Below are 17,454 nucleotides of genomic sequence, written 5' to 3'. Positions count from 1 at the left end.
TATCAAGGGCAGTACGATATGCACACAAATTGACAATGTAATTCAGAATGTAGAACTTACCGATTTAATTTGGGTCTAGTTGGCCACATCAAAACCCTTCTCATCAAATATGTATACGTTTAGGCAAATAATGTATAATGTAGATTTCCTAGACATACATATTCATCAATTGGTGCCTTCAGTGCTCGTGACTGACTCCCATTTCGTACAACACCCCTCTCACTTCTGCATTAAAGGTGTAAATTTAATGCAACCCATTTCATGAAACCGATTGCAGTAATTATAATAATTCATAAAATAATCTGTCAACAACATACGTAAAAAGTTCATCGCGGTTAACGAAGGACGCCCTCTAACTCCTTCCGTTTTCGCAAGAAATAGAGGGAGAGGCAACAACCCTCCTCATTCTAAAGGAACCTCTACTGACCAATCCGGCGTATTAACAACAACCATATTCTTTAGGACGCAAACATCAGGAGGATTAGACGTAAGGTTGGGACCCTGCGTACAATGATCGCCTATGATTCCATGAACAATAACATGTTCTCCTGGTATGACGCATTGTACTAAGGTCGGAATAATCGTTTTTCTAAACAATAAATTCGTATTCGGCTCTGCATCCACTAGTAGAATTTGATCTCGTTGCGTATAGTCCAATACCCCTGATACAAGACCATGATTCATGGCTAGGACCTGATGTTCAAGCTGAAGGTCCTGATATCCGAACTTTGGTAATGAAAAACCTCCATCGGCAAGGTTCATCCTCCGGGCAGTCTTGATACGATGGATGCGTATATGCCATGGAAGTAGCGGAATGATCCAACTAGTGATTACCACATCCCGCCGTGGTTTCCATATTCGCTTAACATAGTCATCTGTCAACTGATAGTCCTCAAGCCCATAGGCTGTTTCATAAGGAAGCCCAGGCTCTGCAATAGCTAAGCAGTTATCAAATGCCCCTTGTTTTAAGGTAATATTACTTTTCGGAACACTAAACCCGAACGTCGTAGAATAAACAAATTTCTCGTATTTTTCCTTTGCGTGCGCGTGTTCATGTGAATGTTGGCCCGCCGTAAAAACTTGTACCTCATTTCCCGTTGCACTATGACATATCAACATGCGCGGCTCAACCTGTAGATTTTTAGACGAAAAAGTCGGAGATGTTCTATCAGCTTTCCAAAATTGATGCTCATCATCAACAGCTAATAACAGGAATGTTTTAAGTGCCCAATATGGTGAACCTGGACCGTTATAACCCTCTGCCATGATCAAATTGGGATAGGCATAACCAACAGTTAAAAATCCGGCATCAGAATAAATATCTTGTTGTTCCCAATATCTTAAATGGTCATATATAATACTCTTTATTTCTCCCCAAGGTAGCGCTTCAACGTCTGCAAATACAAGTGCTGAAAAGAAAGCTACTTGGGAAAAACGATAGGTTAAGCTACGTCCATAAGGAACAGCTGCACCCGTTGCTGAGAACCACTGTTTAAATTGATGTGCAAATTCGATTGCACGTTGTTTGAATTTATGACAGCGTTGAGGGTCCTCATCCTGCATAAATTTCACATAGATTAAAGCATAATAATGAAACGCCATGGGAATGTAATAGTCAATTTGATTCTCATAACCATCGTAGTACCAACCGTTGCTCAAATAATAACCATCCAACCGATTTAACGCGTCATTTAGTTTATCCGGTGACCATTCACAGTTACATTGTTTAAGCGCAATGTTGACCAACACTCTAAAAAACAACCAATTTGTTTGAGGCATGTCATAATCATTAATTTGCAGTAACCATCGTGCCAGATTATGCTTCTCATTCTCCGTTAGGGGTTCCCAAAATCTCATTGGGTTCAATAATAAAGCGGTTGCCAAAGACGCCATTTCAACCATCCGTTGGTCGAAATCAGTAAGTTCACCCCAATAGTAATCACTTTGTGGGTTTGTCCCATTAAGGATTCCTTTAACAAACGACAACACATGCGGGTTTTCAGGTTCACTCAAAGTATAGGGCCCCACTCCCCACAATAACCGTAAAAAAGTTTCAGCACGTCCGATTGACGCATCGTAAACAGTTCCTCCACCCGTTAGATCATACTGACCTGTTTCAATTTGACCTAAATGAGCAATGAACGGTTCCAAAATCTCAGCTAATTTGTTACATAACATTCTCTTATCTGATGGTGGATATTTACGCATACTAAACGCTCCCTGGGGTTCACCAAAAAGAAATAGATTGTCCCATCAATCTAGTAATACCTTCTACAAAAAAGTAATCCCCATAAATTAATGGAACATCAAGATTTTTTTGTTCAGGAAAATGCCCTGTACCATGTCTTAACAGTCCCTGTTCCTCTTGATCATCTCGTGTTCCACATGTGTAATAGAGTCTCTTTAATATACTCTCGGCTTGAAACTTGTAGTCTTGAGCACTGGGTACGTCTTCTACAATATCTGCTAGACATAACAAGCCACAGGCGGCTATAGCAGCTGCCGACGAATCAGGATAATCGTAACGCGTGTTCGATGTGTTATCAGGTACTTTAAAATCCCACACTGGATATGGAGCATCTTTCAGTTGGTCCAAAAAATACTTCGTAGTATTTTTAGCTGCATTTATAAAAATTGTATTTCTCGTAAATTTATAAGTTAAAGCCATTCCGTAAATTGCCCATGCCCCACCTCTTGCCCATGAACTCTCGTTACTAAAACCTTGGCCACCCAACTTTTCAATAACGTCTCCAGTCTCAGGGTCGAAGTTCACCATATGAAAAACAGATCCATCTTGTCTAATAAATTCTCGCTCAGTCATCGTCGCATGCTGAACAGCAATGTGTTTAAACCGTGGGTCTCTTGTCTCTTCGCTAGCCCAATACAATAAGGGCAGGTTCATCATGCAATCGATAATCGCTATCCCGCAGTTCTTGTCACCCTCGTACCAGGGATTCCAAGCACGTATAAAGTTGCCTGCAATGTTATAGCGAGCTGCTAACAAGTTAGCAGCTAGCAGTGCTGTTTGCCGGGCTGTTTTCGAACCAGTAATTTTATAATCTGCCACACTTGTTAATGTCCACATAAAGCCAATATCGTGGTCTAGTGTTTCGACATCCGACAGCAGAACAGCCATCTTGTCTTCACATGCCCGAGCCGTCTTAAGAAATGAATCCTCTTGCGTCTGCGCATATAAATTCCATAAAACTCCAGGCCAAAAACCAGCTGTCCACCAAGAAGCGGGTTCTAATTGATATTTTTTGTCCATACTAGCATGTGGAAATTGACTACCAATAACCTTTACGTTTCGCTTTGACTTTTCTGTGATAAATTCAAATGCCTCTTGTATCCATTCTGCCACTTCGTTCATCCCTATCATAATGAGTACCATTGTGGTGGTCCCACAATCGCTTCTTTAGAAAACTAATAAACCTTACGTCCATTTTTACGCTAATCTCAATCTATCGCCTTTCTCTAAGCGACATTCGTTCACCCAAGCTTAGCAATAATAATCATTGAGCTTTTCGTAAGGACAACTCAATCACCAATTCCTTACGAGCTCATCCAGCCCCCGTCCACACATAGTACGTGACCATTCACATAATCTGATAAATCTGACGATAAAAAAATCACTGGACCTTTTAAGTCGTCAGGTGTCCCCCAACGATGTTTTGGGATTCTAGACAAAATCGCATCGGCTCGTACCGAGTTATTGCGTAAAGGAAGCGTGTTGTCTGTGGCCATATAGCCTGGCGCTATGGCGTTTACACAAATCCCGAATTGCCCCCACTCATTGGCAAGAGACTTTGTGAGTCCTGCAATCGCATGCTTGCTGGCCGTATAAGCGGCTACATTGAGTCCTCCCTGAAATGACAGCATGGACGCAATGTTAATAATCTTTCCCGAACCTCTAGCAATCATATGTTCTCCAATAGCTCTACACAGTTGAAAGGCACTGTGAAGATTCACATTAAGAACACGATTCCAATCATCGTCAGAATATTCAACCGCAGATGCGCGGTGGATGATTCCAGAATTGTTCACCAAAATATCGACCCGTCCATACACATCAATCGCTTGCTTCGCTGCGTCTGCTGCCTTGGAGGGCATTGTTAAATCAGCTGTTATTTCATGAAACCTGGAACCATATTGGGAAATCACCTTTCCTGTATAGGACATGTCGTTTAAACCAATTCCAATCACATCAGCTCCTGCTTCTGCAAGACCGATGGCCATACCTTGCCCTAATCCACGACTTACACCGGTGACCAATGCAACTTTGCCTTGCAGTCCAAAAATATTTGGATGATTACAGTGAACTTCATTCATTACCGCAAATCCTCCATTTTTACTGCATCCATATCTTCAAACGTATAATTCTCACCCGCCATCGCCCATATAAATGTGTAGTTGTGTGTGCCGACTCCGGAATGGATGGACCAGCTTGGAGAGATGACCGCTTCTTCATTACTTACAACAAGATGTCTGGTTTCGTCTGGTTTGCCCATGAAATGAAATACCTTTGAGTCTTCAGGTAACCCAAAATAGAGATAAGCTTCCATGCGTCGATCATGTGTATGAGCAGGCATCGTGTTCCACATGTTATTCGGCTTAAGAACCGTCATTCCCAGCATTAACTGGCAGCTCTTGACGCCTTCGGCATGAATAAACCGATATAAGATTCGCTGATTCGATTCTTCAGTGGTTCCCAACTCATACGCTTGAGCCGTGGTAATATCCACTTTTGTAGTCGGATAAGTACAATGTGCAGTTGTAGAAACTATATAAAATTTCGCAGGTTCTTCCTCATTGACACTTTCGAATTGGATATATTTATTTCCTAGACCAACATACAAACAGCTACCGGTATCCAGGTCATATGACTCTCCATCTACACTAACAACTCCATTATTACCAATATTAACAATCCCAAGTTCCCGTCTCTCCAAGAAATAACTCGTTTTTAAAGCCTCATGGGCCTTAAGTGTAAGAGGTTCTGTGGTTGGGACAGCACCTCCTAGAACAACCCTATCATTATGGGAATAAACCGTTCGAACTTTCCCAACTTGAAACAGATTTGTAATCAAGAATTCATCTCTAATTCGTTTGGTTCCATATTGACTAAAATCAGTAGGGTTCGTAGTGTAACGAATTTCCACTATAATTCCTCCATGTTTTATAAAATCAATAAATCATTCAGTACAAACACTCAAATCAAAGTAACTAGTTAATTGACCCTGCATACCCTCGCCACACGACATGTAAATTTGCTTTAGTGTTGCAGTATCATAACTCCCTTAGGACCAATTTCAACAACATTCGCTACGGATGAACCTGTTAAAAGTTCCAGTCTGACCTTGGAGCCGATGTCTACCGATTGACTTTGATCCGTATGATTCAACACAAACGTGTAAGATACCCCATCCTTATTTCGCTGCGACACCTCTACTCCGTTAGGAGCAGATATTACAGGTTGAATCCCCTTAGACCGACTTAAATAAGTCGCCAGGTCTTGTAGAAATTCCTGACTCGGACTCGACGCTACGTACCAAGCTTCACCATTTCCGAAGTGATTGCGAGTTAATACAGGCATGCCCTCATAAAAATCATCCCCGTACTCTGCAACAACTTCTGCTCCTTCAGAATGAATCAAATCACAAAGTAACGAACAGGAGTATTCATTCCGACTGAGAAATTGGTTGCCTTTCATGACAATTCGATTTTTCATATCTGGTAGCAGTGCATCAATTTCTTCTACCCAAATTCCTAAGAGTTTGCGAAGTTCACCAGGGTAACCACCTAACGTTACCAAGTCCATTTCGTTTACAATGCCACTAAAAAACGTCGTTAGAAAAAGACCTCCGTTTTCCACAAATGATTCCAACCGCTTTGCATAGCCCGGTTTTACCATGTATAAAACTGGAGCAATGACGATGTCATATCCATCAAGATTACTGTCCAGCCCAACCATATCGACCTGGATGTTCTGAGAATAAAACGCGTCATAGTACTTTTGAACTTCATCGAGATACTTTAAATCGACGCTAGGTCCGCTTGAATACTCGATAGCCCACCAGTTGTCCCAGTCGAATACAATGGCCACCTTTGCATCAACACGGGAGTCTAATATGACATCACCTAACTCTTGCAACTCCGCCCCTAGTTGCGCGCACTCGCGGAAAACCCGTGTATGTTCGTGACCAGCATGCTCAATGACGGCTCCATGGAATTTCTCGCATGCGCCAGCGGAGCGTCTTAATTGAAAGAACAAGACACTATCGGCCCCTCGTGAAATTGCTTGATAACTCCAGAGCCGCATCACACCTGGTCGTTTCAATGAATTATAGGGTTGCCAGTTCTGTTGACTTGGTGTTTGTTCCATCAACATAAAGGATTGACCTTGTTTGAGGCCACGCATTAGATCGTGTCTCAAGGCAGTTTGGCTTACTGGGGTATCGTAAGATGGGTAATTATCCCACGAAATGACATCCAAATACGGTGCCCATCGGAAGTAATCTAACGGTTTATAGGTTCCCATTAAGTTTGTCGTCACAGGTATGTGGGGCGTGTGTTTCTTAATTTCCTCATATTCGGATCTATAGCAGTCCAGCAAACTATCAGAATTGAACCGCGCATAATCAAGGGAGATACCTTGAAACGCAGTCCGAGTGGGATCATGTGGATCCAAGTGTTCGCTCAACAAATTAGGAGGGACGATTTCATTCCAATCATAAAACAAGTGTCCCCAAAAGGCAGTGTCCCAAGCGCTATTGACATTCTCCAAACTACCATATCGATGCTTCAACCAATTCCGAAACGCCTGAGCACAATTGTCACAATAGCAAATCCCACCATATTCATTATTTACGTGCCATAGGGCTAAAGCAGGATGATCTTTGTACCGTTGCGCAATCTTCCCTGCCAATTGGCGGGAATACTCACGATAAGTCGGGCTGTTCGGGCAAAAATTGTGACGTTGACCAAAACGATGCTTACGACCTTCAAAATCTACACGCAGTACGTCGGGGTATCTTTTAGCCATCCAGGCTGGATGTGCCGCAGTTCCTGTTGCAAGGCACACTCTTACGCCATTTTCTTGAAGTTTGTTCAAAACCTCATCGAGCCACTCAAAGTTATAAACAAGCTCACTTGGTTGGAGCTTTGCCCATGAAAACACACCAACTGTAGCCATATCTATACCAGCTATACGGAATAACCGCATATCTTCGTCCCATATCTCCTCCGGCCACTGATCAGGATTATAATCCCCACCATAAGGAATTTTATCTAATTTGCTCAAAGACATAACATTCTCTCCTGTAAAGTAATATATTTTCAAAATATACACATGATAAAAACGGACACTTATAAATCCTGTCAGTAATGACATGTAATTATATTGTTGGGTCGCAGTGGATTGTGTTACATTATCTATTCAGTATTGAAAATGAATAACCTCAGATTCTCCATGCAAATCCCAAGAATTCTACCGAGCGATAATGGTATATCCCAACGCCTTCACCTTGTTTTCTTGGTATCAGCTAGCTATTCTATAACCACGAATCGGTACAAAGCTCATAAATTTAAACCAAAGAATTAAAGTCGCCCAAGTACGTTGGTTCCTTCATAAATGTGGCGCTGCCCATAGAAAAAGACAATGATCATCGGAATCGTTAATAAGAGAGAACCCGCCATTATCAAGTTCCAATTGGGTTGTTCCATCACATTCCCTGTTTGTGTCATTTGATAGATACCGAGCGCAAGCGGGTAAAGTTTTTGGTCATTGAGGTATATTAGCGGTCCCATAAACGAGCCCCAATTGTATGTGAAAGTAAAAATAGCTACTGTGACGAGGGCAGGTTTTGCCAGTGGGACAATGATACGCCACCATATTCCGAAATAACTCAAACCGTCTAATTTAGCCGCTTCATCCAACTCAAGAGGAACATTCATAAAGAACTGTCTCATGAGAAAAATATTGAATGCATTGCCGAAGAAATTAGGAACAATAAGCGGCCAGAATGTATTAATCCAATGGAAATATTTGAACATAATGAAGTTTGGTATCATCGTTACTTCGCCGGGAATCATCAGCGTACATAAGGTGATTATAAAAAATAAATTTTTGCCAGGTGCACGTAACCGAGCGAATGCAAAGGCAGCCAACGATGATACAAAGACTTGCCCAATAATGGCAGGGATTGTGATGATTAATGTGTTTCTCAAATAGAGAGCAAAGTCATCGCTTTTGAAAATTTCTAGGAAATTATCAAAATGAAACGACGTCGGGAACAGTTTTGGCGGAAAGGTCAACGCATACTTGTTATTCGAGAGTGACGTCGTAATCATCCATAAAAGTGGCGCCACCATCATAACTGCGCCGATAATTAGAATCACGTATATAATCCACTTTCCCAGCTTCGGCGTTGTTCTTGCTCCGAATGCCTTCGTAGGAGCTAGGCGTTCCAACTGCTGGCTCATTATTTTTACCTCCGTTCTCCCTCGTAGTAAACCCATACACTCGACCATTTAAGCACTATCAACGTCAAAACCATGATGATGATAAATAACAACCATGCTGTCGCTGAGGCAAGACCCATCTGATAATTCTGAAAAGCTTGTTCGAACAAATAAGGAACCATCATCGTACTCGCGTTATTAGTACCAATGATGTAGACCTGTGTGAATACCTGCATCGCACCTATGATACCGTTGATGAGGTTAAACAGGATAATTGGCGACAACTGTGGCATTGTGATACGCACAAACTTGGTCCAACTACTCGCACCGTCTAACTCAGCTGCTTCATAAAGGTAGGATGGTATACCCTGAAGTCCCGCGAGAAATAAAACGGTTCCCCCACCTGCGCCCCAGAGACTCATAATAATCAAACCAGGTTTAATCCAAGCAGGGTCTACAAACCATGCAGGCCCATGAATGCCAAACAAATGTAAAAACTCGTTAAACAAACCTGCCGGCGCAAGCAACCAACTCCAGAGCATTACCACCGCTACAACTGGGATGGTACTCGGTAGATAAAAAGCGGTGCGAAACCAACGCCTTGCAGCAACCTTCTGATTCAACAAAACGGCTAGAACCAATGCGATCAGAATACTGAGAGGAACGGAAATCACAGAATAGTATGCTGTGTTATAAAGCGCAGTCCAAAACATTGGTGTTTTAAACGTTTTCACATAATTTTCAAAACCTACCCAGTGTGGTGGGGAGAACATATTCCAATTAGTAAAACTTAATGCTAATGAGGCAAGAATCGGGCCCAAGGTTAGTCCGACGAGCCCCACCAACCAAGGACCCGTGAAAGCGTAAAATGCAACGCTTTCACGACGGCGAATGGTCTTGATAATCATTTTTCAACCTTCTTCCTTCACCGCAATTAATCTGGCATACAGACCAATATTCTATTAGTTTCCGCCCACAAGACTATTAACGTCCGAGTTTGTTTTTGAAAGTATCGAATTAAGACTCTTTTCACCATTAAAGAACGGTGTTAAGTCATTACTAAGTGAGGTTTGCAGTTGATTCCACTGAGGTGGAATTTGGGGTGAGAATACGTCGCTTTGGGCACTTTGCAACGAACTAAAACTCACACTTTTCGGGAGACTCTTTATCCACATGGCCATCCCAGCCTTGGTTGCAGGTACATCCTCCCCGTTTTGGACAATCGGTGCCTGCCCTGCCTTACTCTCCAGGAATTCAAGAACCTGGAACGCTACCTGCGGATACTTTGATTTTGCACATACAGCAAGACCTGTACCAACCGTTTCCATACCACCTTGCTTTCCAACGGGCATTGGAGCGATACCAAAATTTATTTTATCCTGTACATACGAAGCAATATCCCAAAACCCAGTGGTGAGCAGAGCCACTTTCCCTTGCCCGAATAGCTCATCCCCTGTTACACCGGATCCCATATTGGCATATTGAACAGTAGTCGGTGCAACGTGCCATTTGTAACTTAGATTATTCACCCATGTCAGGGCATTTTGAGTAGCTGATGAACCAAGTTCAGACTGATTCAAACTACTATTTAGTATTTTTCCACCGTTTTCTTGAACAAAGCTTCCATATACGGGCCACCAAGTGCCACCTGCAAAACCCCACTGAGTCGTTTTTCCACCATTCGTAATGGTCAGTTTTTTGGCATCAGTAAGAAACTGATTCCATGTCCATCCATTTGTGGGGTCAGTCAACCCAGCCTTCTTAAACATATCTTTGTTGTAGTATGTAATGATATAACCGCCACGGTCAGGTAGCCCATATTGTTGTCCTTGATATTGATATTCACCAAGATACCCAGGCTCATAAATCGAATTTAAATTCATACCCGCTTGTTTAATATAGGGCGTAAGGTTCAGTACCGCTCCCTCTTGACCAAATCCTACAGCATCTTGAGACACGGCCATGATATCGGGTGCATCGCCACCCGCAATCATAGTTTCTACCTGTTGGTCATACTTTGGAAGGTTCTTCACTGTAATAGTGACGTTGGGGTGTAGCTTCGTATAAAGGTCAACCCGTTCCTGATAGGTTTTTGTATCTAGTGTCGAGCCCCATACAGTCATTGTTAAATGAATCTTCTGCCCCGATGTGGATGTGGTACCCGTGCTGTTCCCCGTACTTTGGCTTCCACATCCAGTAACTAAAGCGGATAATCCAATTGTGGCGACACCAACAATCCCAAACGACGTTTGCTTTTTTCTGAAAGGCATAATCAATTACCCCCTAGATGTCATTAAACGCTTACAAATCTAAAAAAACTAAATATTCTCATCATAAAATGTTGTCATATTCCTCCCTTATAATTGTGAAATGGGTTTCACTCAAAGCACTGAAATGGGTTTCATTCGGAGTACTGAAATGGGTTTCATTACGCACACTATATCAATACGCACTTTATATTGTCAATATGATTATATTTATTCTGACTATTCGAACACAACTTATTTTCCAGCACAATTAGACCACTAGTGTTCTTGTATCCTAATTATCTTACATACTCAACTTTCGCAGGCCAAAACAGGGAGATATGCCTTGATATAGCTGGGTAAACCGTCGATCCACCGCTGTAGTTGACTGCGAATCAGTTTCGAGAGTCGTTTGCCTGCCTTCTTGGAAACATTATTTACAAGTTCAACCAATTGGCTCAATGCGATGGCCCAGTCCAGTTCGCTCACTTCGTCGCAGAGCATTAGAAATAGATTCCCCAATGTACGGTCGTCCGTGCTCTGGCGGTGCTGCCAAGCTAACAGAATATACCGTGAAAAGACAATCGTCGTGTGGCTGACGAGCATGTCATAGGAACGTCCTTGAAACTCTTTCTGCAGACGCAGTAATGATTTTGTGCATTTGAAGAACACTTCAATGTCCCATCGAATGCCGTAAATCTGTATGATTTTCTCGACCGTCAGCGTCGTATCTGTAGACAGGATAGCTAGCCATTCCTTCTTGTTGGTTCGGTGACGAACGAACACCATTTTGATCGGGATGCCTGGGCGCAGTTGAGTATGTATGGACCTTAAGATTCCTTTCTTCGTACTTTGAACGGGCGTAGCAGCGTAGTACAGCTCTTGCAAGGACAGGCACCGTCCGTCGAGTAAATATCGTTTGTTGTCCGCCTTGACCATTCCGATGACGTCCAGTCCCCTATCCAGCACGGCTTGAATCAACGGAGCGTGCGTGAACCAACTGTCCATCAATACGTACGAGGCATTCATTCCAGCAGACAGAGCACGGTCAATCATGGCAGGGATGATATCTGGGGCCGGGAGAAGTGATTCCATTCTGCGTTTGTATCCGTGAGTGCGTTTATCAATCGATTGACCCAAGCCTTGAATCTGCGACTTGACGGAACTGAGGAGAGAAAAGTCCACTGGGACGAATGTATGACCGTCAGACCAGCCTAACGTCAACATGCGAAATCCCTTGTAGTAGCAATTCCGTGCATGGTCTTTGAATCGAGCCAAGAGTTCCACGCACTTACTCCTGTTCCGCTCATACATGGAGTCATCGACAACGAATACGCTGACACGCTTGTCAGATGTTAACGAACTGGTTTTGTTCACGGCCTCCACACTGAGCAATAGGAGAAAGCGTCGCCATGCAAATCCGGCATGATTGAGAAAACGGTACACAGCATCCTTGCCAGGATATGATTCTGACTTTGCGCTATCAAGAAATTGAAACCAGTTTCGATGATGGAAGATGAGCACAAACACAAGCTGGAATAGGTAGGAACACGCAACCCCAAACCTCTTGGTGATGCCAGCATTACGCAGATGCTTAAGGACCTTTAGTTCTTGAAAGGCAGGACGAATTTCGACAGGCAATTGATTGTTGTTTTCCATCTCATAACCTATCATATAGGAGAGCACCTCTTCCGGTATGGTAGTGTTTGGTCGCATTTACTATACCAAAGGAAGTGGTGCTTTTGATTTGTCAACGCTAATATTCTAATCCGTTCAAGTCTTTACGCCACAAGGGCTAGCTACACATTTCACTCTGCGAAAGTTGAGTTACATATATTAAAATCAATTAATTCTATTAACGATGGTGAACACAGTTAATACTGGTACTTTGTCTTCGGACAAGTTTAGGTTGAATTATCGTATGTTGCGCAACCTCTTCGCCATTGATCAATGCCCTTAATATTTCGACTGCTATTTTTCCCAACTCAACGCTATTCTGAGAGATGGTTGTTAACTCCGGAATCATAGATGTAGATAAAATTGTATCGTCATATCCCATAATTGACATATCCTCAGGAATTCTCAAACCATATTTGATAGCTGTTTTGATTGCTCCAACGGATGCAAAGTCATTAACACAGCACACAGCTGACGGTTTGCAATACATATTAAGCAATTTTTCCATTAAGATTTTACCGCTCGTAATGGTAAAATCATCATATAAGACCCATTCCTCTCGAAATGAGAGTCCATTTTTTCTCATCGTGTCCCGGAAGGCGTTTACTTTAACATCCGTGGTCGAGGTTCCATTTCGTCCTCCTATGAATCCAATATTCTCATGCCCCAGATCAATAAGGTGTTGGACTCCCAATTGAGCCCCTAAATACTCATCAGTGCTCACTCGATAAAAAGTATGATTCGGTAAGTCTCCGTTAATAAGAACAACTGGAATTCGCTTACTTATATCTACAACCTCCTGGACCAAATCTGGCTCACAGTTGCTCCTGTTAATACGCCCCCCCAAAAATAGAATTCCATCTACTTGCCTCTCCCGTAGGATGCTCAAATATTCTGATTCCCGTCTACTATCTCCTGCCGTAGTGCAAAGAAAAAATGTATATCCAGCTTCACGCAGTGCATTTTCAGCACCCGAAAAAACTTCCGGAAAAAATGGATTCGTGATATCCGGAAGGATAATTCCAATCGTTTTGGTCTCTTTTTTTATCAAACTCCGGGCCAAAGCATTCGGCTGAAATTGATACTTCTCTATAATCTCGAGTATTAGATTCCGTGTTGATTCTTTTACAGGCGCTGTGCCATTAAGCACACGGGATACCGTTGATACAGACACATTTGCTTCTCTGGCAATATCATAAACCGTAATATTTTGCATTATGGAATACCTCGATTAATTATCTATGATTTAATCTCTTTTCGCTGTTCCGAAAATTTAAAAATGGTTATATAATATTGAGCGTTTTGCAGAATGAAGTTTTTTGATGGAGTAAAAAGAAACGACAAGCGAATTAGGGACTTACCTTTACATTTTTTGCAATGCACTTATGCAGGTATTATCATCAGTACGGACATTAGGCTACTGTTTGCGTGCTAGCTGCTTTTCTCGTCGCAAGTGCAGATGCTAACAAAACTATGACATTGAGATAAACATGTGTCGTGACTTTTTGGATACCACGAACGTGAACATCGTTTGCCGTGAGATTCTCCTTAAGTCTTGAGTTACAGCGTTCAGTCGAAGTTCGTTCGTCGTACAACTCTGTCCAACCGCGTGTGTTTCGGTGTGGATTCGAGTAGCGACGAATATCTTCATTGATGTTCTTCTTGATAACCATTCCATAGTTGGAATCAGAGCAAGCTGCTGCCCCGAGAGGGCAATTCACCTTGCCCAGAACGTGAGGGCAACGGAACTTTAGCCGATCACCATCAGCGCCCCAGTAGACCATGTCATAACCCATGGAGCAACAAGGTGTTCCGTTGGACGCTATCCCAGCAGGTGGCTCTTTTTCACCTCTTCGGTTCAATGCTATGATTGCCTGTGCACCATAGCTGCGAGCGACTTCATAATTCTTCACCTGGTCATATCCGGCGTCCATCATGACGAACTTAACTTTCCAGCCGTAGTTCTCAACAACGTCTTTTATCAATGGCATCGCCATTTCTCCGTCATACACATGAGCAGGTGTGACCTCTAAGGAAACCGGTAGTTCACTAGCGGTATCTACAGCAAGATGAATTTTGTATCCGAACCATGTGAGTTTATTACCGAACGTGTCGAACTTGGCACCCCAATTGGCATTACCCGAACCTTTACTCCGTGATTTTGGCTGCTTTTTCTCATAGGCACCAATCGCCGTACTGTCGATAGCAATGTGACTCCCATCAACAATACCGAACTCTTTACATTGGCTGACCAGGTCAATGAAGAGTTCCTTAGCAAGGCCTCTATCCACAACTGTCATGAAAACTCGACTGAATGTGGCAATCGATGGGGCTGGTTCATCTAACCGGAAACCGCATTGGTACCTAAACTGCAAGTCGGTTCTCAAGCGCTTGTGTAGCCGAGAAAAAGTCGAAATGCCCTCAAGCGGCGCAGCCAGTAACGCTCGTAAAATTGCTTCACGATTGATAGGTTTTGCACCCTGGGGTGACGAATTCCTCAACTTTGCGGCATATGGTTGCAAATCCAGTGCGGAAAAGAACAGCTCCAATCGCTCACTGGGTTCGATTTCTAGCCACTCTTCAAAGGAAAACAGAGACTTTTGGAGAAGATACAAGTGGACTTTCCTCCTGTCGAGGTTTCTTGTTTCGTCACTTGAAATTTTCTCGATGTTGGGGTGAAGTCCTTTTTTATGTCCTGTTATCCCTTGCCCCGCAAGGGCTTAGAAATCTGCAAAACGCTCAATGTTAAATGGAGATTGAGTAAAATACAACTCGAACCAAAATAGAGTATTTATTAGGTGTATAATACATCAAAATAGTCAAATATTTAAGCTGGTCAACTGTTCAACCTAGATATCGTCATCAATATCGCTCATGTGTCGCGACATAAATAAGAAAAATCGGCTGTTGGATTCAATCCCCCCATAACCAACATGCAAACCTCCATTCCCATCTCGTTTCAGGATTCAGAGACAAATTAGACAATGTGGATAGGTTTCCATAAGTAAAAGAATAAGTACTTCGACTTTCCGACATGCGCCTAAACATGAAAACGATGGACAGCCCGCTTCTTGTACTCTCTCTCAATCCATTATGGGCAGAAAAGTACCGGAAGGTTCTCTAGATCTTTGAGATAACTGCACATAGCGAACATTTTCACGCATCAATTTGATAAAAACGATGTACAATCTGTGTTGATTATAGCATTTTACGCTATTCAAGACAGAGTAATTGTTCAAAAAATAAAACCCATATTTTTTCTTATAAACATATAACTTCATGACTTATGCAGTTGTTATATGAATCAGCAATTTCGAAACAAACGAAAAACTTGACTAACATAAGCACACTCCTCAAAGGAGGAGTGGAGAACATCAGAGCATTCCTTTGGGTTTAGGAGTTTCTCATATACGGACAGGGCCTCTTTCATATTCGGCATTCTCAAATTGAATAGGTTTCGTATTTCTCTTCTCCCATGAAAGTTCGGAAAAGCTTCATCTATAATTTTCATTGCCGCACGCATCGTTTGGTCTATTACGATAGGTCCATATCCTACGTGAATTGCTCCGTTTTCAAGGCTTGACCATTCATCCTTGTCTTAAAGCTGGGACTTCCCCGAATATAGCATCATAAGCATCCCTACGTTTTCAAATGAACCGGACCATTCGAACTAAACTTGAGTACGGAAAATATGCTGTCCACGCCTGTCGAATCGTCCGTATTCAACAGGTGCATTATACAACGTGTCCCCTTTCGTGTATAAGCTCCGTAAGCTTGGAGACGTGTTACGTCCATCTATACTACTCAAGAATAGAGCCATTCCTCTACCTGTTAAAAAAGTAAGTTGCTAAATGTTTAGATACTAACGTACCCAACTGCTCTGAATGATTGTGGTTTTAACTACCTTTTCCTTCAACTGCGTCTTATTTCATCAGCGAACTTATGTGCTCTTGCAGTATCCTCAGCTATAGTTTTTTGGATACTCACCAATTGGTCCAACTTAGCCCTCTTATCATTATCAATGGCATCTACGTCAAATTTACGAAGCATTTTCTTCTCCGCGGATCTATATACTTCCTTATCCCGGAGCATAGAGATCCTTGATCTTTAAGAAAAAGTCTCGGAATATTGCATCCCGATTTACAGATGTTGCATAGCGAATGAAATGTCTGGACGTATCCTGACTGAATGCCAACTGATCCGTCAAAATTGGGCTATGAACCAAACTCGTAGAGACCCAGCTAGGATTGATTAGATACGCCATAGTTGTCATATCCCAAATCACTCTGGAGTATCCAAAATGATCATTCTGACAGTTTTTAAACGTTTCATACAGATAGTCTCCAATTTCACCCTGGCCTTTTACATAATCCCGCATCTCAGACAGCGTGGTTAACAAGTGGGATGCAACCCCGGCACATGGGATTTGAACCAAGGGAACACCACTGTCGAAAATGATGCGTGCAGCTGCGACGTCTTGTTTAAGATTAAATTCCGCAGTGTCTGGCCAATGATGTGCGTGCCCACCAAGCCATACCACAACAATTTTGTTAATGATCCTTGGCTCCATCAAAATTGCAGAAGCAACGTTTGTGATGGCCCCAATTGACACCACGTAGAGAGGGTCAGCATCTGTATTCATCGCTCTCTGCACCAAATCTTGTGCCGCTTCGCTATATTGTGGTGTATGACAGTTTTTAAGGTACCCTTTTGAGCCTTTAAACACGTAGCCATCAGATGGTATATGGAGTATCGAAAGGATTCTCCGTATTTCATCATAACTTTTTTCCATTCCATCCTTTGGATCCGATGACAAGTGATTAAAGAACGGTGCTGCATAAATAGCTTCTACGGTTACTTTCTGTTGTGATCGTAAGGCCCAGACTAGGGCAAATTGATCATCAATCTCGTTATACGTATCAGTGTCCAACACCATTCTGATATGTCCTCGAGGCAACGATAGTCTCTTTATCAACCATTCGTAATCGATCTCGTTTAATTTCATGAATTGAAATCCCCCGCCTGCCGGATTTTAAAATGCATCAAAAACTCGTGTAAGGTGCACTGCATC

General features: G+C 42.5%; 12 protein-coding genes. All 12 read right to left on the bottom strand.

The window, feature by feature from the left end:
• Window positions 1-402 precede the first annotated feature (402 nt).
• The 12 genes from NZD89_RS11450 to NZD89_RS11395 all read right to left on the bottom strand — a co-directional run bounded on the left by NZD89_RS11450 (window position 403) and on the right by NZD89_RS11395 (window position 17,388).
• Entirely contained in the window at window positions 403-2,208 is a 1,806-nt protein-coding gene (locus NZD89_RS11450; protein ID WP_268007846.1) for a DUF2264 domain-containing protein, read from the bottom strand.
• Between the two features lie 19 nt (window positions 2,209-2,227).
• Entirely contained in the window at window positions 2,228-3,370 is a 1,143-nt protein-coding gene (locus NZD89_RS11445) for a glycoside hydrolase family 88 protein (protein WP_268008467.1), read from the bottom strand.
• 182 nt (window positions 3,371-3,552) lie between these two features.
• Window positions 3,553-4,329, bottom strand: coding sequence for a 2-dehydro-3-deoxy-D-gluconate 5-dehydrogenase KduD (gene kduD / locus NZD89_RS11440; RefSeq protein WP_268007845.1), 777 nt, complete (start codon window positions 4,327-4,329; stop codon window positions 3,553-3,555).
• On the bottom strand, window positions 4,329-5,159 hold the full coding sequence (gene kduI, locus NZD89_RS11435) for a 5-dehydro-4-deoxy-D-glucuronate isomerase (RefSeq protein WP_268007844.1): 831 nt from the start codon (window positions 5,157-5,159) through the stop codon (window positions 4,329-4,331). Before kduI ends, kduD begins: the two co-directional genes overlap by 1 nt.
• A 113-nt stretch (window positions 5,160-5,272) precedes the next feature.
• Window positions 5,273-7,306 (bottom strand): beta-galactosidase, encoded by a 2,034-nt coding sequence (locus NZD89_RS11430; protein WP_268007843.1) that lies wholly within the window; start codon window positions 7,304-7,306, stop codon window positions 5,273-5,275.
• Between the two features lie 290 nt (window positions 7,307-7,596).
• Entirely contained in the window at window positions 7,597-8,481 is an 885-nt protein-coding gene (locus tag NZD89_RS11425; protein ID WP_268007842.1) for a carbohydrate ABC transporter permease, read from the bottom strand.
• A gap of 5 nt (window positions 8,482-8,486) precedes the next feature.
• A complete protein-coding gene (locus tag NZD89_RS11420; protein WP_268007841.1) occupies window positions 8,487-9,368 on the bottom strand; it encodes a carbohydrate ABC transporter permease in 882 nt (293 codons plus the stop codon).
• A gap of 54 nt (window positions 9,369-9,422) precedes the next feature.
• Window positions 9,423-10,730 carry an ABC transporter substrate-binding protein gene (locus NZD89_RS11415; protein WP_268007840.1) on the bottom strand — a complete coding sequence of 436 codons (1,308 nt, stop codon included), beginning with the start codon at window positions 10,728-10,730 and terminating at the stop codon, window positions 9,423-9,425.
• A 288-nt stretch (window positions 10,731-11,018) separates the two neighbouring features.
• Complete coding sequence (locus NZD89_RS11410) at window positions 11,019-12,380, bottom strand: IS4 family transposase (protein WP_268007839.1); 1,362 nt, start codon at window positions 12,378-12,380, stop codon at window positions 11,019-11,021.
• A gap of 181 nt (window positions 12,381-12,561) precedes the next feature.
• Complete coding sequence (locus NZD89_RS11405) at window positions 12,562-13,599, bottom strand: LacI family DNA-binding transcriptional regulator (protein WP_268007838.1); 1,038 nt, start codon at window positions 13,597-13,599, stop codon at window positions 12,562-12,564.
• Window positions 13,600-13,795: 196 nt separating this feature from the next.
• On the bottom strand, window positions 13,796-14,998 hold the full coding sequence (locus tag NZD89_RS11400; RefSeq protein WP_268006962.1) for a transposase: 1,203 nt from the start codon (window positions 14,996-14,998) through the stop codon (window positions 13,796-13,798).
• A 1,463-nt stretch (window positions 14,999-16,461) separates the two neighbouring features.
• Window positions 16,462-17,388 carry a nucleoside hydrolase gene (locus NZD89_RS11395; RefSeq protein WP_268007837.1) on the bottom strand — a complete coding sequence of 309 codons (927 nt, stop codon included), beginning with the start codon at window positions 17,386-17,388 and terminating at the stop codon, window positions 16,462-16,464.
• Window positions 17,389-17,454 lie beyond the last annotated feature (66 nt).

The organism is Alicyclobacillus fastidiosus (assembly GCF_026651875.1).
Lineage (GTDB): Bacteria > Bacillota > Bacilli > Alicyclobacillales > Alicyclobacillaceae > Alicyclobacillus > Alicyclobacillus fastidiosus.
The sequence above is the reverse complement of the archived record's forward strand: the minus strand, read 5'-3'. Positions and strand labels throughout refer to the sequence as shown.